This window comes from Bradyrhizobium sp. SZCCHNR1053, from assembly GCF_032381235.1.
In the GTDB taxonomy this organism is placed as follows: Bacteria; Pseudomonadota; Alphaproteobacteria; order Rhizobiales; family Xanthobacteraceae; genus Bradyrhizobium.
Map to the genome: position 1 here is coordinate 549,217 of NZ_JAUHJM010000003.1, position 20,483 is coordinate 569,699.

The following is a 20,483-nucleotide window of genomic DNA, read 5'->3' on the forward strand; positions in this document are numbered from 1 at the left end:
TGTGGTCAGGTCTGACGCGCTAATGCCTTCTCTCGCCCCGCGCGTCGTTGCCATTCTGATGAAGAACTAGATGGGAGATCTGCCCGGCGTCCGTCGAGAAAAACTCCAACTGGGCGTCAACGACTTTCGCGAAGAACTTGCTCTGCGACTCGGGAAATAGCCGGATTTTGCGTTGATAGGTCGCTTGCGACATCAGTTGCCCATTCTCCAGAGTGATGGTGATCGAGAACGTCGGCGTAAAGTCATAGACGCCAGTGTATGTCGCGAGAATAGCGGGATCGACCTCTACGCTCGTGCGGACGATCGGATGAAAATCCGGCCAGCCGTAGACCGAAGCGATGCTGCGCAAGATCTCGGTCGCTAGTAGCTGGCCGCCTTGCGCGTTGGTCATGATGACCGCTCCATCGCCACTATGCTGATAGGCGACGAGCACCGCTTCGAAACCCTCGTCGATACCACCGTGCGAAAAGAAGGGATTTTCCTGCGAGCCCCCGATCGGAAAACCCAAACCGTGATTGCCTTGACCGGCAACGAGCATCTGCTTGGTCATCTCAGTCGAAAGCACTCGATTTGAATCGCCCAGCAGCGAACGCTGAATCTCGATCGCGTATCGCGCGAGGTCAGTCGGCGTCGTCCAAAGTCCTGCAGCCGCCATTTCCGGATAGATGTGGGACCCGCCCTCTACAGGAGCGCCGTTTGCCTTGTAGGGCGTCGCAGCGCTGGAGCGCAGTTCCACCGGCAGCGGCTGTTCGTAGGTACTGCGGGTCATGCCGATAGGCGCAAGCACTGTGTCATGCATGAGCTTAGGGAACGGTTGATGCGAGACGTCGAGCAGCAACTGCTGCATCACCGTGTAGCCACCGCCGGAGTATTTCCAACGGCTTCCCGGAGCAGCCTCCAGGCGAACGGGGGCGGTGTTGGCTGGCTTCTCTCCATCTAGGACTTGGACGAGCGAGGGAATCGGAGCACCCGCCGAGTAGCCCGGGAATCCGTGCACCGTGAGCCCGGCAGTGTGACTGAGCAACTCACGCAGCGTAACCACGGCGCCTGGCGCAGCTGCGCTTGCGGGGATCTTCCACGAGGTCAGTGCCTGATTGACGTCCGAGTCGAGCGCCAGCTTGCCTTGCTCGACGAGATGAAGCGCAGCCATCGCCGCGACCGGCTTGCTGATGCTACCGGCCTGGAACAGGGTATCGGCCGTCACGGGGCCGCCCCCGAGTTGTGCGACGCCAAATCCCTGCGCCCATTCGACGGCGCCATTATGGATCACCGCAATGCTGACGCCCGGCACTCGATCAGCGGCCATGCGGTCCGGGAGCCTTTGACAAATGTGAGGATCGTCCTTCTCCACCACCTTCGTCCTGAGGCACGCGCAGACATCATCGATTCGACGCTGGATTTCGGGCGAGATCATCCTCTGAGCCTCAATCTTTTCTGATCGCCACAACAGTACGCCGAGACACAGTAGAGCGGTCAGCAAGCAAAACCGTATCACAATCATCGGTTGATACCTCTAGGCAGCCGACGTTAACGTAGCTCGATCCCTCAACACGAGACAAATGTCCGCTTGTGGCCCTGGCTGTGTGAAAAGGCCCATAACGGATCTGGTCGCCGGCTCGCGTGAAGGTCTGCTTCTGATGCTCAACCGGAAGCAGGGGCCTGGGAACAGCGCTCCGACACGGCTGTATCTTGTTGTCTTCTTAGGGTTGAGGAGACCGGTTCGCGCTATTCGCCTGTGACCTTCAAGACGGTACGGCTGGCCCCAAGGATAATGTCTGGTGTACTTCATCGCCTTTATGATCGTGGTCGTCTTGACTGCCGTGGTGTCGCTTCGCCGATCCATGACTCTATCACGGAACGCTCGGGGGGCTGGCCCGGCCCAGCGGCTGGCAGCGCGGCGGCGGGCGCTTTGGCCTGTATTCTGCGCGGCAATTTTTGAGTTTGGGTTGATTGGACTTAGTCATGTTCAAGACAACCAGGACCTTGGTCCCTCCGTGACGATCCATCTCATGGCGCTTACGGCCGCTTTTATCGGCGGCTGGTTTCTTGGCGTCATCGGCGGAATGGATTGGGACTGAAGCGCCGCAATCAACGCAAGGACAACAAAGCCCGTCGGGCGAATCAGTCGCGCGATCTTGTTTGCAACGCCGTCGTTCGGGCTCGCCGCAACTACACGAAACGCCTGTGCCGAAACGGCAATTTTGCGCATTGTCTCAACGTGATCGCGCCCGTAGCACCTTCCGGGCGAAAGATTTCACTTTCGTTTTTCCAGAATACGTGTCTATCCTCCACCCATCCCGCCTCAACGAGAGGGGCGTACGCGCGGTCGTCACGAGACGCGAGGCGGGCAGGCGGTGGACGTGTCGGGTTGCAGCGTGGCTTTGGCTGCGCGGACGGACAACCTTCGATGCGGACGTGAAGTCGCGTGGTCCTGGCCTCCCGATGCCGAGGTCAAGCCTGAGCGTGATGCGAGAGCATCGGCGCAGGCGATGGGGGCAATCAAGCCGGTCCCCAGGGAGAGCGCGAAAGAAGCGTTAAAACCATCGCGCAGGGAAGGCTGGGCTCATCCGGCTGCACCTGTGGTTCCTGCCCCGTGCACTTTTGTTCGCACGGGGGCCATGGGCGTCAGCCGACGCCCAGCCTTCCCTGCGCCCTCGATTGAATGAGGGCCGAACATCGGTCATCGCTCGGACGCATTGCGCCGCGGGGACGATGAGGCGTGTCTCGATGCTGTTTGAGATGTGAAGACAGATCTCGGCCCCGATGGGCGCTCTTCGTTTTTGGCTCCGTCATTGCGCTCGCAATGACGCGGAGTTTGTCGACGTAGTTGTCGTAGCCTGGATGAGCGCAGCGATATCCGGGTTCAACGAGGCTGCGGATGAGACCCCGGATGTCGCTGCGCTCATCCGGGCTACCCGCGAGGAGCGGGAGAACCTACTGCGTCGCGCGCGACAGCGAGAACTCGCCGTTGCGGACACGCTCCGGCAGGTTTTCGACGAAGGTCGCCACCGCGTCCTCGCCATAGGTGGTGACGAGTTCGGCCAGCGCCGCGAACAGGCTGGCCTGCGCCAGGCAGTCGCCGTCGACGCCGTCATGGCGCGCTTCCGCCCAGGCTTCGTTGAGGTAGCTGAGCGCGGCCTGCTTCTGCTCGTGGTCGGGCAGGACGGCGGGGAGGGCGCTGAAAGTGACGGGAAAGCTCATTGAATTCAGTCTGGCGGGGCCGCGAGGCGCGTTGAATTCCGAACGCGGACGCGCCGGACCAGTGAGGTTTACCACGCAGGCGGCGGACGCCTAGGCCAGTTCTTTAGGAAAGGTTAACAAGGTTAACGCAAACGTGGATAACGCCCGCGCGCCGTCAACCATGGGCCGTCAGTTGGCGTAGCGCGCCGTGAGGTCGCGCGAGATCTTCGAGCCCTCGTCGATGTAGCGGCGGATCGCCACCATCGCCGCCGGCGTGCAGGTCCGGTAGGTCTGCTGAAAGCCGTTATAGCCGCGGTTGAAGCCGGCGATCATCCGGGCGCGGCGTTCGCCCGACGGCGTCTCGGCATCGATCAGAGCCTGCATCTGGTTGCGCCATTTGGCGCCTTCATTGCTGCCGCAGATGCCGCGGAGGTAATGCAGGGTTCCGAGGATCTCGGCCAGCCGCTGCAGATCGCCATCGAACGGCGCCGCCGCATCCTGTGCGCGCGCGGGCACAATGGCGCAGGCGGCAACGAGCATGAGGACGGCCAGGAGGCGCTTGGGGATCATGGGGAACACCGACGTCATATGCCTTTGCCGGACGGCGGACGCAAGGCGCCTACACCAGGGTCCGTGCGGCGGCGATGATCTCCGGCAGTCCGTCGGTCAGCGTGAGGCCCTCGAGCGCATCGGGGAGGCGCCACTGAAAGTCGTCTAGTTCCGGGTTGAGCCGGGGCTCTCCGGCCTGCCAGCGGGCCGCAAAGGGAAGGATCACATAGTGGCCGCCGCCGCCCTGGGCCGGCAGGACCTCGCGCCATCCGGCCAGCCCGACAATTGCGATCGAGAGTGCGGTTTCCTCCATGACCTCGCGCGCGACGGCCTCGTGCAGGGTCTCGCCGAGCTCCACCCGGCCGCCGGGCAGCGTGTAGACGCCCTTGGCGGGGGAACGCGCCCGGCGCACCAGCAGGAGCTTGCCATCGCGGAAGATGGCGGCGCTGACGGCGAGTTGGGGGTGGCGAGGCGGCGTCGGGGCGGTCATGCCAATGGCTCCAGGCGTGGTCTGCACCATAGCGTGAAGACTGCCGGGCCGGCAGCCCGTGCTGCTCAGAAGCTTGCCATGATGGCATCGACGGCGTCGACCTCGTCGACCGGGTCAGGGTCGACCTCGATGTCGCCATTGATGATGCCGCCGGCCTGCGTCACCAGCGGCTTGACCCACGCCGCGGCCTGCTCGGCGAGCTTGGCCTTGGTGGCGTCCTGCTTGGCAGCGCGCATCGCGCTGCCGACCGCGAGCAGGATGTCGGTCATGGTCTTCGTGAGATGATCGAACTTGTCGCGAATCGCCGGATCGGCCTGCTCATAGGCCTCGATGACGAGATCGCGGGCCTTGAAATTGGTGTGCGTGAAATGTTCTGGATAGGTCAGCGGCGACCACGCCAGAAAATCCTCGGCGCATTCCGGAATATCGGGAATCATTTCGAGCAGCATCACGGCTTCGTTGAAATGATTCAGATAGTCGGTGGCGAGCCCGGTGCGCGGATTGATGTTGGCGGCGCGCAGCATCGCGGCCCGCGCCGGGTCAATGGCGCTGCCCGCCGGTCGTTGGGTCGTGCGATCGGTAGGCACGGAATGGGTCGCCGCTGCGGTCATCCGCTGCAGTGTTGGCAACCTAAGTTAAAAGGTGCTGAACACACGACGATTTGAGTGAGATTATGTGTGGACGCTTCGTGATCACTTCACCACCCGCGGCTCTCAGGCAGATTTTCGGCTACGAGGAACAGCCGAACTTTCCGCCGCGGCACAATATTGCTCCGACGCAGCCGATTCCCGTAGTTCTTCTGGACCAGGACATCAGGCATTTTCGGCTCATGCGCTGGGGATTCGTTCCGGCCTGGGTCAAGGATCCCCGTAATTTCACGCTGCTGATCAATGCGCGTTCGGAGTCCGTACGCGAGAAGCCGGCGTTCAAGAATGCGATCCGGCGGCGCCGCGTGCTTGTGCCCGCGGATGGATATTACGAGTGGCAGGTGATCGATGGTCGCAAGCGGCCGTTCTTCATCCATCGCAGTGACGGCGCGCCGCTCGGTTTCGCGGCCCTCGCCGAGACCTGGTGCGGGCCGAACGGCGAGGAGGTCGATACGGTGGCGATCGTCACCGCGGCTGCGAGCCGCGATCTCGCCACGCTGCATCATCGTGTTCCCGTGACGATCAGGCCGGATGATTTCGCGCTGTGGCTCGACTGCCGCTCCGATGATCCTGACGAGGCCATGCGGCTGCTGATCCCTCCTCGCGAGGGCGAGTTCGCGTGGTACGAGGTGTCCACGCGCGTCAACACGGTGGCCAACGACGACGAGCAGCTGCTGCTGCCGATGACCGCGGAGATGCGCGCCGCCGAGGACGCGCAGCGCAAGCCGGCAAAGAAGGTTGCATCCCGCAAAGTTTCGCCTGCGCCCGCGGATGACGGGCAGGGGAGCTTGTTCTGAGGCGGGATATCTCGACAGAGAAGACCGTCATCCCCCGCGAAAGCGGGGATCCAGTACGCCGTGGCCTCTCGTGCTGAAACGGCTGCCGGTGGAATACTGGGTCCCCCGCCTTCGCGGAGGACGACAGAGGAGCAAGATCCGCGACCGAGCGTTGGCCGCGCTCAGCCAAAGATCCTCAGCGCCGCGTGCTGCAGCAGCATGATGGTCTTGGCGTCCTGGATGCGGCCGTCGGCGATCATCGCCAGCGCGTCGTCGATCGAGAGTTCCAGCACCTCGATCTCCTCGCCCTCATGCGCGAGCCCGCCGCCGGCGCTGACGCGCATGTGAGGCTCGTATTCGGCGACGAAGAAATGGATCTTCTCGGTGACGACGCCCGGGCTCATGAACGCCTCGAACACGAACTTGACGTCGTGCAGCCGGAACCCGGTCTCCTCCTCGGCTTCGAGCCGGATGCGCTCCTCCGGCGAGGCATCGTCGAGCAGGCCGGCGGCGGCCTCGATCAGCAGATCGTCGTAGCCATTGAGGAAGGCGGGATAGCGGAACTGCTTGACCAGGATGACGCTGCGCTGCGCGAGGTTGTAGGGCAGGATCGCCGCCGCGTTGCCGCGCTCGAACACGTCGCGGCTCTGCATCTGCCACGTGCCGTCGTCGCGCCGCCACTCGAACTTCGTCGAGGTCAGCGTCCCGTAATGGTCGGAGAGCACGCGCGTCTCGTGGACGCGGATGCGGTCGGAGATGCTCATCGCTCGCCTCTATTTCATTCCGGGCGTCGGCGGGCGCCCGTCGAGCCATTTCGAGAACACGACGCTGTCCTGCACGGCATAGTCGAGCGTCTGGTAGAACGCCTGCACCGCGGTGTTGTCGCCGCGCACCATCAGCATCAGCTTGGCGACGCCGCGTGCGCGCAGCCAGTCCTCGGCCGCGGCCATGATGGCGCGGCCATGGTTGTGGCCGCGATGCTCGGGATCGACGCTGACGTAGTAGACCCAGCCGCGATGGCCGTCATGGCCGACCATGACGGAGGCTGCGATCGCGCCGCCGCTGCGGCCGACCAGGACGGTCGCATTGTCGCCGCGGCGGGCGAGCGCGATGTCGGCGGCCGGATCGTTCCACGGCCGCGTCAGGCCGCAGCGCTGCCACAGCGCGATGATGGCTGGCACGTCGGCATCGGTGATGTCGGAAATCGCGAGAGCACGGGCACTGTCCATGGGAGCGTCGAAAGCCTAGAGCACCTTGCCGGGATTCATGATCCCGAGCGGATCGAATTGCGCCTTGATCGCGCGCATCAGCGAAATCGCGGTCGGGTCCTTCACGTCAGGCAGCTCGTCGCGCTTGAGCACGCCGATGCCGTGCTCGGCCGAGATCGAGCCGCCCATGCGCAGCACGATCTCGAATACGACCGCGTTGACCTCGTGCCAGCGCGCGAGATAGTCGGCGGTGTTGGCGCCGATCGGCTGGCTGACATTGTAGTGGATGTTGCCGTCGCCGAGATGACCGAACGGCACCGGCCGCGCGCCGGGCATCAGCTTCACCACGGCGGCGTTGGCCTCGGCAATGAAGGCGGGCACCGCGGCGACCGGCACCGAGATGTCGTGCTTGATCGAGCCGCCCTCCGGCTTCTGCGCCGCCGAGATGTCCTCGCGCAGCTTCCAGAACGCCATGCGCTGGGCGAGGCTGCCGGCGATCGCGGCGTCGTCGACGATGCCGTCCTCGAGGCCTTGCTCCAGAATGGTCTCGAGCGTGGCGCGGGCATCGTCACGCGACGACGACAATTCCATCAGCACGAACCAGGGATGGGCGCCCGACAGCGGCGCGCGGTTGCCGGCCGCGTGGCGGATCGAGAAATCGAGCGCGATCGCGGCGATCAGCTCGAAGCTGGTCAGGCTGCCGGCGGCCTCGGCCTGCGCGATCGCCAGCAGCTTCAGCGCGTCCTCGGGAGACTTGAGCCCGACGAAGGCGGTCTCGACCGCGCGCGGCTTCGGAAACAGCTTCAGGCTCGCCGCGGTGATAATGCCGAGCGTGCCCTCGGCGCCGATGAAGAGATTGCGCAGATCGTAGCCGGTGTTGTCCTTCTTCAATTTCGACAGCGCGTTGAGCACGCGCCCGTCGGCCAGCACCACCTCGACCCCGAGCGCCATCTCGCGCGCCACGCCATAGGCCAGCGCGGCGGTGCCGCCGGCATTGGTCGAGAGATTGCCGCCGATGGTGCAACTGCCCTCGGCGCCGAGCGACAGCGGAAACAGCCGGTCGACCTCGGCGGCCTTCTGCTGCGCCACCTGCAGCACGACGCCGGCCTCGGCGATCATTGTATTCGAGGCGGTGTCGACGTCGCGGATCTTGTCCATGCGCTTCAGCGACACCACCACCTCGCCATTGTGCGGCGTCTGGCCGCCGACGAGACCGGTGTTGCCGCCCTGCGGCACCAGCGCGATGCGGTGCTGACTGGCAAGCTTGCAGATTGCCGCGACCTCGGCCGTCGAGCCCGGGCGCAGCACCAGCGGCGAGCGGCCGTGGAACAGGTTGCGCTCCTCGGTGACGTAAGGCGCGACGTCGGTCTCCGCCGTCAGCGCCTGGCGCTCGCCGACGATGGCGGCGAATTGCGCGATCAAATCGGGCGGCAGCGGCGGCAGGGCAGGCTGGCTGATGTTCATGGTCAGTCGCTTCCAGTGTTATCTCGGCGCGGCGGCGCGGCGCAGCCGGTCGTTGATGGCCTCGCCCAGTCCGTCGTTCGGGATCGGCATCACCGCGATGCTGCGCGCACCCTTGGCATCGAGGCTGCGAAGATAGCCGAAAAGATGCATCGCCGCCTCCGCTGGATCGCCCAAGGGCGAGAGGTTCAGGATCGCGGCGGCTTGGTCGGCCCCGGGCAAGGTCACCGGACCGAAGGCGAGCAGCGCCTCGCCGGCCGCGACCTCGCTGGCGTCGAGGCGGACGGCGGCGCGCGGCGCATAGTGCGAGGCCAGCATGCCCGGCGCCAGCGGCTGCTCGGACGTATCGGTCTCTGCGGCGGGCCGCGCCAGCGCACGGCCGAGCACCGCCTCGATCGCCTCGCTGGGAACCCCGCCCGGGCGCAGCAAGGTCGGCTCGTCGAAGCAGCCGACGATGGTCGATTCGACACCGACCTCGACCGGCCCGCCGTCCAGGATCAGGTCGATTCGTCCCGAGAGATCTGCCGCGACATGAGCCGCGGTGGTCGGCGACACGTGGCCGGAGATGTTGGCGGAGGGCGCCACCACGGCGCCGGCGAACGCCGCGAGCAGCGCTCGCGCGATCGGATGCGAGGGAATGCGGATCGCGACCGTGTCGAGACCGGCCGTCGCGAGATCTGCGACCGTGCAGCTCGCGGCCTGCGGCACCACCAAAGTTAGCGGTCCCGGCCAGAACGCGGCGGCCAGACGCTCGGCGGTGGCATCGAAGCGGCCGATGCGCTGCGCCGCCGCGATGTCGGCGACATGGGCGATCAACGGATTGAAGGCGGGCCGGCCCTTGGCCTGATAGAGGCGGGCGATGGCCGCGGCATTGGCCGCATCGGCGCCGAGGCCGTAGACGGTCTCGGTCGGGAACGCGACCAGTCCGCCGCGCGCGAACGTCGCCGCGGCTTGCGCGATTCCAGCCGCGTCGGCGGGCAGGATCCTGGTCTTGATCGCTTGCATGTCTGGGGCGGGCATCGATGGTACGGGACGGCAGTGGCTTCCGCGCTCGGCTATAGCGGGCGCGGACGTCCGAATGAAGCGCGCAAATCGCCTGTCGCATTGCGCTCGCGCCATGGCCGCCGGACAAAGCCCCACGGCCTCAAGCGGTTAACCCCTCTGCCGACGATCAGCGATTTCGATGCGATTTCCTGGCTTGTGTCCTTGCGAAGACGGAAACCCAACGCTATAAGCCGGCTTCCCAAGTCGGAGCGTGGCTCAGCCCGGTAGAGCACTGCGTTCGGGACGCAGGGGTCGCAGGTTCGAATCCTGCCGCTCCGACCATTTCTTGGCGTGACAACTCACGCTTTTCCCGATGTCACCTTGCGCCTGCTACCCTGGTCCAGCGTAGCTCGATGAAGCGAGGTGTTCCCGACATGACAGCGCGATCTCCACGCACGGCGCCGCTTGCGGGACGAACCGGAACGGCCTGGCGGCACGCCAATGTCGGCCGGTTGCTCAACAATGCGGTGCGCCGGTTCGAATCCCGGGTTCTCCAGCTGATGGCGGAGAGCGGTCACGGCGAAACGCGGATCGCTCATGTCAGCCTCACGCGAAATCTCGACGTCGAGGGCACGCGGCTGACCGAGCTCGCGCGGCGGGCCTCGATGAGCAAGCAGGCGATGGGCGAACTGGTCGATCAATGCGCCGAGCTGGGGCTGGTGTCGCGCGAGGCCGATCCGAGCGACCGGCGCGCGCGCCTCGTCCGCTTCACGCCGGCCGGACTGAAATGGCTGGAGGCGTTTGGCGATGCCGTCGATGTGGCCGAAGCCGAGATGCGCAAGGAGCTCGGCAAGGCGGCGATGGACGCGATCCTGCAAGGATTGCAGGCCTATGGCGCCCGCTTCGATACGCTCAGCGACGCCAGATAGTCAGGTTGCTTGACTATTTTGCCGGGCGCGGTAGCCTTCCTCCGTTGCGAGGAGAATGCGCCGTGATCGAACGTCTGAGCGCCTCGGTGCTGATCGCGGGTGGCGGGCCGTGCGGGCTGATGCTGGCCAACGAGCTTGGCCGCCGCGGCGTGTCCGCAATCCTCGTCGACGAGAAGCCGGGAACGGCCTTCAACCCGCAGGCCAACGCGACGCAGGCGCGGACGATGGAGCATTTCCGCCGGCTCGGCTTCGCCGACGAGATCCGGCGCGCCGGCCTGCCCGCGGACTACCCGACCGACGTCGCCTATTTCACGCGCTACACGGCGCATGAGCTGGCACGTTTTCAATTGCCGTCCGCAGCACGCGCGACGGAACTGGTGAAGGGGCTGTCCGGCTCATGGAGCGCGGCCGAGCTGCCGCATCGGGTGTCGCAGAAGTTCGTCGAGGCGATCCTGCGTCGGCACGCAGCGCGGCTTGCAGGCATTCAGCTGCACTACGGGCATCGGTTGGTCGGCTACGTCGCCGATGACGGCGGCATTGCCGCCGACGTCGAGCGTGTCAGCGACGGTGCGCGCTGCGAGGTCGCGGCTGATTTCCTGATCGGCGCCGACGGTCCGCGCTCCCGGGTGCGACAATCGCTCGGAATCTCCTATGGCGGAACGACGGGAATAGAGCGCGATTTCATGGGCGGCCGCATGCTCGCGGTCTATCTGCGCTCGCCGGAGTTCTACGCCAGCGTCCCGCATGCGCGGGCCTGGATGTATGTCTGCTTCAACCGCGACCGCCGCGCCTTCATGGCCGCGGTGAACGGCCGCGACGAGTTTGCCTTCCACACCCAGCTGCGGCCGGGCGAGGACGAAAGCGCGATCACTGCCGAGGACGCAAGGGCAACGTTCCAGCGCGCCTGCGGTGCGCCCATTCCCTGCGAGGTGCTGTCGCACCTCACCTGGACCGCGGGTCATGCGCTGGTCGCCGAGAGCATGCAGCGCGGCCGGGTCTTGCTTGGCGGTGATGCGGCGCATCTGTTCACGCCGACCGGCGGACTCGGCTACAACACCGCGATCGAGGACGCGGTCAATCTGGGCTGGAAGCTCGCGAGCGTCGTCAAGGGAACGAGTCCCGTCTCGCTGCTCGACAGCTACGAAGCCGAGCGCCGTCCGGTGGCGCTGCGCAACACCGACTACGCACGCCGATTTGCGGATTCGCTCGGCCTGTTTGCCGCGGTGCCCGAGATCGAGGACGCGACAGCGGCCGGCGACGAGGCTCGGCGCATCGCCAGCGCCTATCTCGATCGGCATGCGCGCGCCGAGTTCAACATCCCCGGCATCACCTTCGGCGGCCGCTACGACGGCTCACCGATCATCGTCTCCGACGGCACTCGACCCCCGCCGGATGCGGCCAACGTCTACGTGCCGAGCGCTTGTCCCGGCGGCCGCGCGCCGCATGCCTGGCTGGAGCAAGGTATCTCGCTGTACGACCGCTTCGGCTTCGAATGGACGCTGCTGCGCTGTGAGGGCAGCGACCTCGATGAGGATCAACTCCGTGAGGCCATGGGGCCGCTGCGTGCCGACGTCGAGATCGTCACCTTGCCGCGGGCCTTGCGTGATCTCTACGAGGCCGACCTCGCGTTGATCCGTCCCGATCAGATCGTGGCCTGGCGCGGGAGCGCTGCGCAGGCCGGCATGCTTGGCAGCGTGCTGGCTCGGGCGCTCGGAGGGGATGCACGCACTCCCTGAGCTCTCGGTCGTGCGGGGCGAAATGGACCCGCGGCGGCGCGCCGCCGATCGGCTTCTACGCCCTCACGATCAGAACCTCTTGGACATCCGGCGCGTCATCGACACCAACGTCATCGGCAGGGTTGAGCTGAGGAGCACGTCGGCGCTGCGCGTTCGGCATTGGGGCGCCGTCTGCCCAAGCATTGCCCGACCTTCGTCCGGCTGCTAGCGTTCTCCCGTGAGGCACGGGCGAACGAAGCGACGATGACCGACGTGATGACCGAATCGGAAAAGGCGCAGCAGATCGTGGCTGCGCTGAGGGCGGCGGAGGCGAGCCCGCCGGAAGCGGCCCTGCAGACGTTGAACGGCCTGATGGGCCTGGTCCGCAGCCCGAGCGCGGAGCAGCCGCTCGAGGTGGAGGAGGCGCGCTCGGCGGCCTTCATGTCGATCTGTGAGGTCGGCAAGGCGCTGCATCGCGGGCAGCCGACGGAGGCGCTGTGGCCGGCGGCGCTGTCGGCCGGCGAGCGCTGGCTGGCGCTCGCCAAGTGAGCAACGACAAGTGAGCAAGGACGAGTGAGCGAGAACCAGCCCGGCGCGGGCCGCATGAGTTGGCGTGCAATGGCGCCAGGCGATCTTGCTGATGTCGATGGGATCGCGGCCCGCGTGCACCCGAACTATCCCGAGGACAGGCGTGTTTTCGCGGAGCGCCTGCGTCTCCACCCCGATGGATGCCGCGTGCTGCTCGCGGCTGGCGCCGGCATCATCGGCTATGTGCTCAGCCATCCCTGGCAGCTCGGCCGGCCGCCGGCCTTGAACGTGCTGATCGGAAGCATTCCGTCGCCAGCATCGACCTACTACATCCACGATCTCGCCTTGCTGCCCGAGGCCCGCGGCAGCGGCTCGGCCACAGTGATCGTTGAGGAGCTGATCCGACACGCGCGTGCGCTCGGCCTGACGTCGCTGTCGCTGATCGCCGTCAACGGCTCGACGCCATTCTGGGAGAGGCAAGGATTTGCAGTCGACAAGGCAGCCGCCGCCACCGATCCGACCGGCAGCTATGGCGGCGACGCGAACCTGATGCTTCTGCGGCTCGCCTGAATTGCACGCGCTTCTTTCGCGGCGGCGGTGCCATGCGAAGCGGCCCGGCGATGGGCCGGGCCACTTGCGGTTCATGACGTGCTCTATTCCGGCATCGACATCGGCCGGCGCCACATGTCGCGCCGCCGGCTGAAGCGGTTGGCGTGCAGCATCCATCCGGTGACAGGCTTGCCGTCGCGGTGACGGCCACCGCTCTCCGCGGCCGCCCAGGCTGCGACGGCGCCGAGCAGCAGCGCGGTGGCAACCGAGAACGCCAGGATGACGGTGCCGGCGCGCGTGCGCGAGATCGCGCTCTTGGCTTGTGCGATCACGCTGTCCACCCGCCGCTCGGCATCGGGAGCAGCGAGACCGGTCGTGCCGCTGACCATCTGCACGAGATAGCCGCGATCCTCCGGGCTGACGCCATTGTGGCTCGACGCCGTGAGCAGGATGCGTCCGGCTTCGCTGCGCGCGGGTGCGAGATCCGGGCTGGGCGCCCGCCGCGGCGCGCGGAACAGATGGTCGAGCTCATAGCTCAGGACCGACGGCTCATTGGCCGTCGCCGGCGCAGCCAGCGGATTGGTCCGTGTCGCCGCGGACGCGCCGAGCACGGCCAGGGTGACGCCGAGCACGACCGCCAGCGCCCAGGCCGCGACGCCATGCAGGCCGTCGCGCTTTTCGATCTCTTCGCTTTCGGCAAGCCCGTGCGGCGCGCGCAGGCGGCCCGCCATGTAGCCGCCGCAGCCGAAGCTGATCAGCGCCTGCAGCACCAGATACAGCCCTGACAGGAGCCAGAGCGCCACCGAGGCGTCGCGCCACGTCGGCGCGGTGGAGCTGACACCGAGGCCGACCGACATGGCAAAGCCGATCAGGATCGAAGAGACCGCAGCGGCGGTGATGGCTCCTGCAACGACCGGCGTCCATTGCAGAGTCCAGCTATCGGCCGTCGCGCTTGCAACGGGTGACGTGACGACCGGCGCGGTTTCCATGGCCATGATTCCGTCTCAGCGCAGGCCGAAGAACGACAGAACGGCCATGATGACCACGATCAACCCCACGAGATAAATCAGTCCGTCCATGATGGTCCTCCTCCGGTTCGACATTGGTCGCCGTATAAGCGACAGCGAGGCGCAATGTTCCGCGCACGGAGCGGCGGAGGAGGAGAGGACGCGCGGCTGCCGGCCTCAGATGGGAGTTGCCGCAACAGCTAACGGATCATGGTGCCGTTGCGCGACGCAATAGGGCAGGGCCAGGGGGCGTGGCGGCCAGAGATGTCGCCGCCAGCCATGTTTCAATCGCAGCCACCTTCCGATCGCAACCATGTCTCGATCGATGGCGCTGCCCGTTCACCGCGCGAGAGGCTGATGCAATGACCCGCGCTCAATAGCGTCGGTCGTAGCCGCGCTGCCGGGCATAGGCGTAGGTGGGGTTGATACCGCAGCCGGCATCGGTGCCGGAGGCCGCAGCCAGGCACTGGCGATAGGTGGAGAATTGGCAGTTGCCCGGATAGCCCCAGATCCTGCCTTGCAGGCAGTAGCGGTCCTGCGCGGCGGAGGCGGGCGAGATCGCGGCGAAGCCCGCGAGGACGGCGGTGGCAGACAGCGAAGCAAACAGCAGGCGGCGCATGCGTTCATCCTTGCGTTGAAAAGTACCGTTGCAACGCGAGGGTACGCAGGCCCGTTCCTCGCGCGCAGCATTAACTGTTGTGTCGGCGCCGCAGCTTCGCGTTCACCGACGAACGAAAATATCTGCATGTCGGCGCTTGCCCGAGTTGGCCTTTTGAAGATCTGAGGCAGCCCCACCGTCGCGGAGCTCGGCAACGGGCGTCATGGCGTGATGCCGGAACATTCGTCCACCGCCCCGGTTGCCTTTTTCGCCGCTAGTGATGGACCGATCCCATGTTTCGCCGATCCAGGACGTCAGACGCCGCCCATCGCGACTCCCCAAGCGTTTTCGCGAGCAGCCCGCGCGCACCTGGCACCGGCGGGATGCTGGCTCTGCTCGGGTTCGCGTTCCTGATCCACTATTTCGATCAGCGGCCCGAACAGGCCGGGCGCACGGGACGCGCGAGCAGGGTCGACGATGGACACGGCCGGTTGGCGCGTTCGCCCTCGGAGATTCCCGCGCGCAGCTGGAAGGACGTCTTGTTCCGGGTCTACGAGAACGTCACCGAGCACAGGATCGTTGCGCTCGCCGCAGGCATGACATTCTACACCCTGCTGGCGATCTTTCCGGCGCTGGCCGCGCTGGTGGCAATCTACGGCCTGTTTTCCAATCCGGCCAGGATCACCGGACATCTGGAGCAGTTGCAGGGCGTGATGCCGGGCGGCGCCATCGACATCGCGCGCGACCAGTTGACGCGCGTCTCCGCCAACGGCACTCAGGCGCTCGGCATCACTTTCCTGGTCAGCCTCGCGATCTCGCTATGGAGCGCCAATGCCGCGATGAAGTCGCTATTCGATACGCTCAACGTCGTCTATCGCGAGCCGGAGAGGCGTGGCTTCATCAAGCTGAACGCGATTTCGCTGCTGTTCACCGGAGGCGCGATCCTGTTCGCGCTGCTCGCGATCGGAGCCGTCGTCGTGCTCCCGGTGCTGCTGAACTATCTCGGCATGTCCGAGGCCGGCGACCTGGTGTTGCGGATCGGCCGCTGGCCGGTCATCTTCATCTGCGTCGCGCTCGGACTGGCTCTGATCTACCGCTACGGGCCGGACCGCGAGGAGCCCAGATGGCGCTGGATCAGCTGGGGCGGCGCGCTGGCAGCGGTGCTGTGGCTCGCAGGGTCGGCGCTGTTCTCCTGGTATGCGGCCAATTTCGGCAGCTTCAACGCGACCTATGGCTCGCTCGGCGCCGCCATCGGCTTCATGACCTGGATCTGGATCTCCGCCATCGTGATCCTGATCGGCGCCGAGCTCGATGCCGAATTGGAGCATCAGACCCTGCGCGACACCACCACCGGCGCCGCGGGACGTCCGCATCCTGTCGAAGCCGTATCGCATCGATGAGCCGGCGGCCGCGCTCGACGCGGTGAAGATGGAAAACGTCTGGTCGCAGGCGCACATCTCCTGAGGAATACCTGATCGATGCAGGTTGGGTGGACGGAGCCAGTTGATCATCTATCATTTCAGGATGGCGCCGGGTGATCCGCACCGCCGTCCGCCCGCTCGCTCCTGTGCGACCATATCGAGGGCGCCAACCAGCATCTCCGTCACCACGACGTCAGCCTGGTCGTCGACGCGGGCGATATCTGCTGCCTGTTCCAGGTCCGCTCCCGCGGCGGCGATCCGCTGATCGGCGCCTACCGCGATCCCGACCTGACGCGCCCAAGGGCCAACGAGATGGGCTGCGGCAATCTTTCCGACCGGGTGCGCCTGCAAAATGAATATGACGGGAGCGGCGGTCCGCCCTGTCAGTGCGGATCGCCGGATCCTTCCGCCCGCGATCTCTGGATGCAGCATCGTACGCTTCACCTTTGATGTTGGGGCACCGCAGCGCAGCCTCCGCGCGGCGTCATTGTATGTCTGACATCATGCCACAACGGTAGAACTACGGAAAAACCGGATTTCTCAACGCGCTTTAACGAGAGTGGAACAAGTTGCATCAATCTTTGCGCAGACATGTCGTCGGTCGCATGGGCAACCGTCACCGTCGCCGATCATCTGAAAACGTACTCATCATCTGGAGGTCACCTTGTTGTTTCGATCGAATAGCCGCGCGGACGCCGAAGCGCAGCTTGCAGCAATCAGTCGTGCGATGGCCGTGATCGAATTCCAGCTCGATGGCACGATCATCACCGCCAACCAGAACTTCCTGAACGCGGTCGGGTATCAGTTGCAGGAAATCCAGGGCAGGAACCACAGCGTGTTCGTGGATCCTTCGGAGCGCGACAGTGCCGCCTACCGCGAGTTCTGGGCCGCACTGCGCCAGGGCGAGTTCAAGGCTGCCGAGTTCAAGCGGATCGGCAAGGGCGGTCGCGAAGTCTGGATCGAGGCGTCCTACAATCCCGTCCTCGACAGCGCCGGCAAGCCGGTGAAGGTCGTCAAGTTCGCGACCGACGTCACCGAGAAGAAGCTGCGCAGCATGGCCGACGGCTCCAAGCTTGCCGCCATCGATCGCGCGCAGGCCATGATCGAGTTCAAGCTCGACGGCACCATCGTCAGTGCCAACAAGAATTTCCTCGATGCGCTGGGCTACCGCCTCGACGAGATCCAGGGCAAGCATCACAGCATGTTCGTCGAACCCGCGCTGCGCGACAGCCCTGCCTACCGCGAGTTCTGGGCTGCGCTCAATCGCGGCGAATACCAGGGCGGCGAATACAAGCGCATCGGCAAGGGCGGCAAGGAAGTTTGGATCCTCGCCACCTACAATCCGGTGCTCGATGCGACGGGCAGGCCGATCGGGGTCGTCAAGTTCGCAACCAATGTCACCGCGCAGAAGCTGAAGAACGCCGACCTCGCCGGGCAGATCGAGGCCATCGGCAAGTCCCAAGCGGTGATCGAGTTCAACATGGACGGCACGATCATCACCGCGAACGACAACTTCCTTCGCGCGCTCGGCTACACCCTGGCCGAGATCCAGGGCAAGCATCACAGCATGTTCGTCGAAGCGTCCGAGCGGGAGAGCGCTGCCTATCGCGATTTCTGGACGAGCCTGAACCGCGGCCAGTACCAGTCGGCCGAGTACAAGCGCATCGGCAAGGGCGGCAGGGAAGTCTATATCCAGGCCTCCTACAATCCGATCCTCGACCTCAACGGCAAGCCGTTCAAGGTGGTCAAATATGCGACCGACGTCACCCGGCAGGTCTTCGTTCGCATGGGCAACGAGCGCGTGCGGGCCATGATGGAATCGGTGGCGGCGGGCGCAGAGGAGCTCAACGCGTCCGTGCGCGAGATTTCCGAAGCGATGACGAAGTCGCGCGAGACCGCCATGGGCGCGGTGGACCGTGTCACCGCAGCCGACGCGCAGGCGCAGCGGCTCTCCGATGCCGCTCAGTCGATGAGCGGCATCGTCGAGATGATCCACAACATCACCGGCCAGATCAATCTGCTGGCGCTGAATGCCACCATCGAGTCCGCCAGGGCCGGCGAAGCGGGCAGGGGCTTTGCCGTCGTTGCATCCGAGGTCAAGAACCTGGCCACCCAGGCGAAGACCGCCACCGACAAGATCGCGACCGAGATCGACAGTCTCAACAATATCTCCGGGGGCGTCGTCACGTCTCTCGGCTCGATCAAGCAGGCGATCCAGAACGTCAGCGAGTATGTGACGTCGACGGCCGCCGCCGTCGAGGAGCAGAGCACCGTCACGAGCGAGATGTCGTCCAGCATGGCGCGTGCCGCGGCAGAAGCTCAGGCTCTGGCCGAGCGCGCCGCGGCTTGAGGCCGGATCGAAAAGCGCCGACGCGCGGCGGCCTGTCAACCCGGGCCGCCGCGCGGTTGCAGGCGATGCCGCCGGCCGGCGCGTCATGCGCCTGTCGCCCCTTTGCCGAATTCCACCACTCTCACCGGGGTGATCCGTGGCCGATATCCTCGCATTTCCCACCCGGGCCTCGTTGCGGATCGTCGGCGCGAAGGCAGAACGGCTGCGCGATGCGGTGGCAACCCGCGAGGTCGGACGGCTGCGGTGCGAATTGGAGCTTTGGCGAAGCGCGGTCGCCAATCTGGATCGGTGCATCAGGCCGGATCCGGCCCTCGCATCCCTTGCGTCCGAGTGCGACAAGATCCGCGACCTGATCTCCGTCACCGCGGCCAAGCTTGATACATTGCTGTAGAACCGGCCGCCCCAGGAGTTGCGAGGAATCGTGGTCAGGCCGGGATCGGCTGCTCCGGGCAGTTCGTCAGGCGAGCCGGCGTGCCCACGGCGGTGCAGCCCGACGGCACATCGGTCGTGACGACGGCACCGGCGCCGATCTTGGCGAAGTCGCCGACCGTGACGTCGCCCAGCACGGTCGCGCCCGAGGAGAGCAGCACGCCGCGGCCGATCCGCGGGGCGCGGCCGGGCAGCGCGTCGTGTCGTCCGATCGTAACGTTCTGCAGAATGGTGACGTCGTGGCCGATGCTGCTGTGGGCGCCAATGACGATGCCGGTGGCATGATCGAGAAACACCGCGGTCCCGAGCCGCGCCGAGGGATGGATGCTCACCTGCAGGGATGTTGACGAGTCCGCCTGCAGCAGGAGCGCCAGGTCGGGTTGCCCGTTGCTCCAGAGCCAGTGCGCGACGCGATGCGCCTGCAGCGCGACGTAGCCTTTGTAGTTCAGCAGCGGCGGCAGCAGCGCTGTCGTCGCTGGATCCTGCGTCGCGATCGCGCCGAGGTCGCGACCCGCCGCCTCGACGAGCTCAGGCGCGGCGGCATACGCCTCGCGCGCGACCGCGGCAAATCGGGCGCGCGCGGCATCGCCGCTGCCGAGGCGGATGCCGATCTGCTGCGCGACGGCACTGCCGAGATCAGAATGGTCGAGGATTGCAGCCGACAGGGCGCGGCTGAACACGGGATCGGCCGCGGCGATGCGCCGGGCCTCGTGCTGGATCGACGGCCAGAGCTCGGGACTGGATGGGTGTGTGTCGGCCATGGCAAAGCCTGCTCGATAACAGGTGACGGCGGCAATATAGCCTGACCTGCGCGTTGCAGAAACCTGGACGACGCCTCGCGGGCGTTGTCAGCCGATGTGGCCGGCGACAATCCCTGCCGAAGGTCGCAGCCCGTTCAGTTCTGCGCCGTCCGCGCCGCCGCGGCGGCGACGCCCGCACCGATCAGAAGGGTGCCGCCCGCCTTGTTGAAGATGCTGATCACCTTCGCGCTCCCTACGAGCGCGCGGGCGCGCGAGGCGATCAGCGCATAGCCGACGGCATTGGCGAAGGCGAGCACGACGAAGGTCGATTCGAACACGACCATCTGCGTGAGGAAGCTGCCGTTCGGACTGAGGAACTGCGGCAAGAACGCGACGAAGAAGGTGATGCTCTTCGGGTTCAGCGCCGTGACGATCCAGGCGTGACCGAGCATCTTCAGCGCCGAGGTCCTGTCGGTCCGCGGCACGGCGTTCAGCGCGCCGCCGGCCTGCCACAGCTTGATCCCGAGCCAGACGAGATAGGCCGCGCCGATCCATTTCAGCACGGTGAACAGCAGTGCCGAGGTCGCCAGCAGCGCACCGACGCCCAGCATGGACAAGGTCATGGCGGTGAAGTCGCCCAGCGCGACGCCGATTGCCGTCGGCAGCGCGGTTCGCCACCCCTGGCCCAGCGCATAGGAGACCACCAGCAGAACCGTCGGCCCCGGGATCACCAGGAGGATGATGGACGTTCCCGCAAACGCGAGCCAGGTCTCGATCGTCATGCTGATCGTCTCTCGCGAGGACACATGCGACGTTGGTATATCGAGGCGGATAGGGCCGCAATGATCTTTGTTGCGAGGGCCGCTTTGCTGTTTTCCTCGACGATCACAATCCGTCTGCCAACGCAAGACGTGTCAAGAAC

The 20,483-nt window shown here is 65.8% G+C and carries 23 protein-coding genes and 1 tRNA gene; 10 read left to right on the forward strand and 14 right to left on the reverse strand.

Annotated elements, in window-relative coordinates; translation table 11 throughout:
* Positions 1–19: 19 nt before the first annotated feature.
* On the reverse strand, positions 20–1,414 hold the full coding sequence (locus QX051_RS11680; RefSeq protein ID WP_315776187.1) for a serine hydrolase: 1,395 nt from the start codon (positions 1,412–1,414) through the stop codon (positions 20–22).
* A gap of 364 nt (positions 1,415–1,778) precedes the next feature.
* Here QX051_RS11680 and QX051_RS11685 point away from each other — a divergent pair, with 364 nt between their 5' ends.
* Positions 1,779–2,078, forward strand: a complete 300-nt coding sequence (locus tag QX051_RS11685) for a hypothetical protein (protein ID WP_315776188.1) — start codon at positions 1,779–1,781, stop codon at positions 2,076–2,078.
* 856 nt (positions 2,079–2,934) lie between these two features.
* On the opposite strand, the gene QX051_RS11690 is transcribed toward QX051_RS11685, so the two are convergent.
* From QX051_RS11690 to QX051_RS11705, 4 genes are all read right to left on the reverse strand, one after another.
* Positions 2,935–3,201, reverse strand: coding sequence for a hypothetical protein (locus tag QX051_RS11690; protein WP_315776189.1), 267 nt, complete (start codon positions 3,199–3,201; stop codon positions 2,935–2,937).
* Between the two features lie 168 nt (positions 3,202–3,369).
* Positions 3,370–3,768: a TIGR02301 family protein gene (locus tag QX051_RS11695; RefSeq protein WP_315717206.1), complete on the reverse strand. Its 399-nt coding sequence runs from the start codon at positions 3,766–3,768 to the stop codon at positions 3,370–3,372.
* 31 nt (positions 3,769–3,799) lie between these two features.
* On the reverse strand, positions 3,800–4,219 hold the full coding sequence (locus QX051_RS11700) for an NUDIX hydrolase (RefSeq protein WP_315754043.1): 420 nt from the start codon (positions 4,217–4,219) through the stop codon (positions 3,800–3,802).
* Positions 4,220–4,284: 65 nt separating this feature from the next.
* Positions 4,285–4,806, reverse strand: coding sequence for a hypothetical protein (locus QX051_RS11705; protein ID WP_315717204.1), 522 nt, complete (start codon positions 4,804–4,806; stop codon positions 4,285–4,287).
* Positions 4,807–4,892: 86 nt separating this feature from the next.
* Between QX051_RS11705 and QX051_RS11710 the strand changes: the two genes are divergently transcribed.
* The gene (locus QX051_RS11710; RefSeq protein ID WP_315776190.1) at positions 4,893–5,663 is read left to right on the forward strand and encodes an SOS response-associated peptidase; all 771 of its coding nucleotides are present in this window, start codon (positions 4,893–4,895) and stop codon (positions 5,661–5,663) included.
* A 161-nt stretch (positions 5,664–5,824) separates the two neighbouring features.
* On the opposite strand, the gene QX051_RS11715 is transcribed toward QX051_RS11710, so the two are convergent.
* The 4 genes from QX051_RS11715 to QX051_RS11730 are packed head-to-tail and all read right to left on the reverse strand — an operon-like array spanning position 5,825 to position 9,331.
* Positions 5,825–6,406, reverse strand: a complete 582-nt coding sequence (locus tag QX051_RS11715; RefSeq protein ID WP_315776191.1) for an NUDIX domain-containing protein — start codon at positions 6,404–6,406, stop codon at positions 5,825–5,827.
* Positions 6,407–6,415: 9 nt separating this feature from the next.
* On the reverse strand, positions 6,416–6,871 hold the full coding sequence (locus QX051_RS11720; RefSeq protein WP_315776192.1) for a GNAT family acetyltransferase: 456 nt from the start codon (positions 6,869–6,871) through the stop codon (positions 6,416–6,418).
* Between the two features lie 15 nt (positions 6,872–6,886).
* Positions 6,887–8,314, reverse strand: coding sequence for an FAD-binding oxidoreductase (locus tag QX051_RS11725; protein ID WP_315776193.1), 1,428 nt, complete (start codon positions 8,312–8,314; stop codon positions 6,887–6,889).
* Positions 8,315–8,332: 18 nt separating this feature from the next.
* Complete coding sequence (locus QX051_RS11730) at positions 8,333–9,331, reverse strand: L-threonylcarbamoyladenylate synthase (RefSeq protein WP_315776194.1); 999 nt, start codon at positions 9,329–9,331, stop codon at positions 8,333–8,335.
* 229 nt (positions 9,332–9,560) lie between these two features.
* Here QX051_RS11730 and QX051_RS11735 point away from each other — a divergent pair.
* From QX051_RS11735 to QX051_RS11755, 5 genes are all read left to right on the forward strand, one after another.
* Positions 9,561–9,637: transfer RNA gene (locus QX051_RS11735), tRNA-Pro, on the forward strand.
* A 92-nt stretch (positions 9,638–9,729) separates the two neighbouring features.
* A complete protein-coding gene (locus QX051_RS11740) occupies positions 9,730–10,224 on the forward strand; it encodes a MarR family winged helix-turn-helix transcriptional regulator (RefSeq protein ID WP_315776195.1) in 495 nt (164 codons plus the stop codon).
* Positions 10,225–10,286: 62 nt separating this feature from the next.
* Positions 10,287–11,960, forward strand: a complete 1,674-nt coding sequence (locus tag QX051_RS11745; RefSeq protein ID WP_315776196.1) for an FAD-dependent oxidoreductase — start codon at positions 10,287–10,289, stop codon at positions 11,958–11,960.
* A 255-nt stretch (positions 11,961–12,215) separates the two neighbouring features.
* A complete protein-coding gene (locus QX051_RS11750; RefSeq protein ID WP_315740183.1) occupies positions 12,216–12,488 on the forward strand; it encodes a hypothetical protein in 273 nt (90 codons plus the stop codon).
* A 54-nt stretch (positions 12,489–12,542) separates the two neighbouring features.
* Positions 12,543–13,037: a GNAT family N-acetyltransferase gene (locus tag QX051_RS11755; RefSeq protein ID WP_315776197.1), complete on the forward strand. Its 495-nt coding sequence runs from the start codon at positions 12,543–12,545 to the stop codon at positions 13,035–13,037.
* A gap of 83 nt (positions 13,038–13,120) precedes the next feature.
* On the opposite strand, the gene QX051_RS11760 is transcribed toward QX051_RS11755, so the two are convergent.
* Positions 13,121–14,011 (reverse strand): hypothetical protein, encoded by an 891-nt coding sequence (locus tag QX051_RS11760; RefSeq protein ID WP_315776198.1) that lies wholly within the window; start codon positions 14,009–14,011, stop codon positions 13,121–13,123.
* 385 nt (positions 14,012–14,396) lie between these two features.
* Positions 14,397–14,642, reverse strand: coding sequence for a DUF3551 domain-containing protein (locus QX051_RS11765; protein WP_315773929.1), 246 nt, complete (start codon positions 14,640–14,642; stop codon positions 14,397–14,399).
* Positions 14,643–15,004: 362 nt separating this feature from the next.
* Here QX051_RS11765 and QX051_RS11770 point away from each other — a divergent pair, with 362 nt between their 5' ends.
* A complete protein-coding gene (locus tag QX051_RS11770) occupies positions 15,005–16,021 on the forward strand; it encodes a YihY/virulence factor BrkB family protein (protein WP_315776199.1) in 1,017 nt (338 codons plus the stop codon).
* Positions 16,022–16,135: 114 nt separating this feature from the next.
* Here QX051_RS11770 and QX051_RS11775 read toward each other — a convergent pair whose 3' ends face one another.
* Positions 16,136–16,474, reverse strand: a complete 339-nt coding sequence (locus QX051_RS11775) for a hypothetical protein (protein ID WP_315776200.1) — start codon at positions 16,472–16,474, stop codon at positions 16,136–16,138.
* Positions 16,475–16,706: 232 nt separating this feature from the next.
* Between QX051_RS11775 and QX051_RS11780 the strand changes: the two genes are divergently transcribed.
* Positions 16,707–18,392, forward strand: a complete 1,686-nt coding sequence (locus QX051_RS11780; RefSeq protein ID WP_315776201.1) for a PAS domain-containing methyl-accepting chemotaxis protein — start codon at positions 16,707–16,709, stop codon at positions 18,390–18,392.
* A 136-nt stretch (positions 18,393–18,528) separates the two neighbouring features.
* The gene (locus QX051_RS11785) at positions 18,529–18,783 is read left to right on the forward strand and encodes a hypothetical protein (RefSeq protein ID WP_315776202.1); all 255 of its coding nucleotides are present in this window, start codon (positions 18,529–18,531) and stop codon (positions 18,781–18,783) included.
* Between the two features lie 34 nt (positions 18,784–18,817).
* On the opposite strand, the gene QX051_RS11790 is transcribed toward QX051_RS11785, so the two are convergent.
* Positions 18,818–19,582, reverse strand: a complete 765-nt coding sequence (locus tag QX051_RS11790; protein ID WP_315776203.1) for a serine acetyltransferase — start codon at positions 19,580–19,582, stop codon at positions 18,818–18,820.
* A gap of 134 nt (positions 19,583–19,716) precedes the next feature.
* The gene (locus QX051_RS11795) at positions 19,717–20,343 is read right to left on the reverse strand and encodes a LysE family translocator (protein ID WP_315776204.1); all 627 of its coding nucleotides are present in this window, start codon (positions 20,341–20,343) and stop codon (positions 19,717–19,719) included.
* Positions 20,344–20,483: the final 140 nt, after the last annotated feature.

Bases quoted from the DNA above. Each gene is read 5' to 3' on its own strand.
- QX051_RS11680 (WP_315776187.1), bottom strand. From the start codon at position 1,414: ATGATCTCGCCCGAAATCCAGCGTCGAATCGATGATGTCTGCGCGTGC.
- QX051_RS11690 (WP_315776189.1), bottom strand. From the start codon at position 3,201: ATGAGCTTTCCCGTCACTTTCAGCGCCCTCCCCGCCGTCCTGCCCGAC.
- QX051_RS11695 (WP_315717206.1), bottom strand. From the start codon at position 3,768: ATGACGTCGGTGTTCCCCATGATCCCCAAGCGCCTCCTGGCCGTCCTC.
- QX051_RS11700 (WP_315754043.1), bottom strand. From the start codon at position 4,219: ATGACCGCCCCGACGCCGCCTCGCCACCCCCAACTCGCCGTCAGCGCC.
- QX051_RS11710 (WP_315776190.1), top strand. From the start codon at position 4,893: ATGTGTGGACGCTTCGTGATCACTTCACCACCCGCGGCTCTCAGGCAG.
- QX051_RS11715 (WP_315776191.1), bottom strand. From the start codon at position 6,406: ATGAGCATCTCCGACCGCATCCGCGTCCACGAGACGCGCGTGCTCTCC.
- QX051_RS11720 (WP_315776192.1), bottom strand. From the start codon at position 6,871: ATGGACAGTGCCCGTGCTCTCGCGATTTCCGACATCACCGATGCCGAC.
- QX051_RS11725 (WP_315776193.1), bottom strand. From the start codon at position 8,314: ATGAACATCAGCCAGCCTGCCCTGCCGCCGCTGCCGCCCGATTTGATC.
- QX051_RS11730 (WP_315776194.1), bottom strand. From the start codon at position 9,331: ATGCCCGCCCCAGACATGCAAGCGATCAAGACCAGGATCCTGCCCGCC.
- QX051_RS11740 (WP_315776195.1), top strand. From the start codon at position 9,730: ATGACAGCGCGATCTCCACGCACGGCGCCGCTTGCGGGACGAACCGGA.
- QX051_RS11750 (WP_315740183.1), top strand. From the start codon at position 12,216: ATGACCGAATCGGAAAAGGCGCAGCAGATCGTGGCTGCGCTGAGGGCG.
- QX051_RS11755 (WP_315776197.1), top strand. From the start codon at position 12,543: ATGAGTTGGCGTGCAATGGCGCCAGGCGATCTTGCTGATGTCGATGGG.
- QX051_RS11760 (WP_315776198.1), bottom strand. From the start codon at position 14,011: ATGGCCATGGAAACCGCGCCGGTCGTCACGTCACCCGTTGCAAGCGCG.
- QX051_RS11765 (WP_315773929.1), bottom strand. From the start codon at position 14,642: ATGCGCCGCCTGCTGTTTGCTTCGCTGTCTGCCACCGCCGTCCTCGCG.
- QX051_RS11770 (WP_315776199.1), top strand. From the start codon at position 15,005: ATGCTGGCTCTGCTCGGGTTCGCGTTCCTGATCCACTATTTCGATCAG.
- QX051_RS11775 (WP_315776200.1), bottom strand. From the start codon at position 16,474: ATGCTGCATCCAGAGATCGCGGGCGGAAGGATCCGGCGATCCGCACTG.
- QX051_RS11790 (WP_315776203.1), bottom strand. From the start codon at position 19,582: ATGGCCGACACACACCCATCCAGTCCCGAGCTCTGGCCGTCGATCCAG.
- QX051_RS11795 (WP_315776204.1), bottom strand. From the start codon at position 20,343: ATGACGATCGAGACCTGGCTCGCGTTTGCGGGAACGTCCATCATCCTC.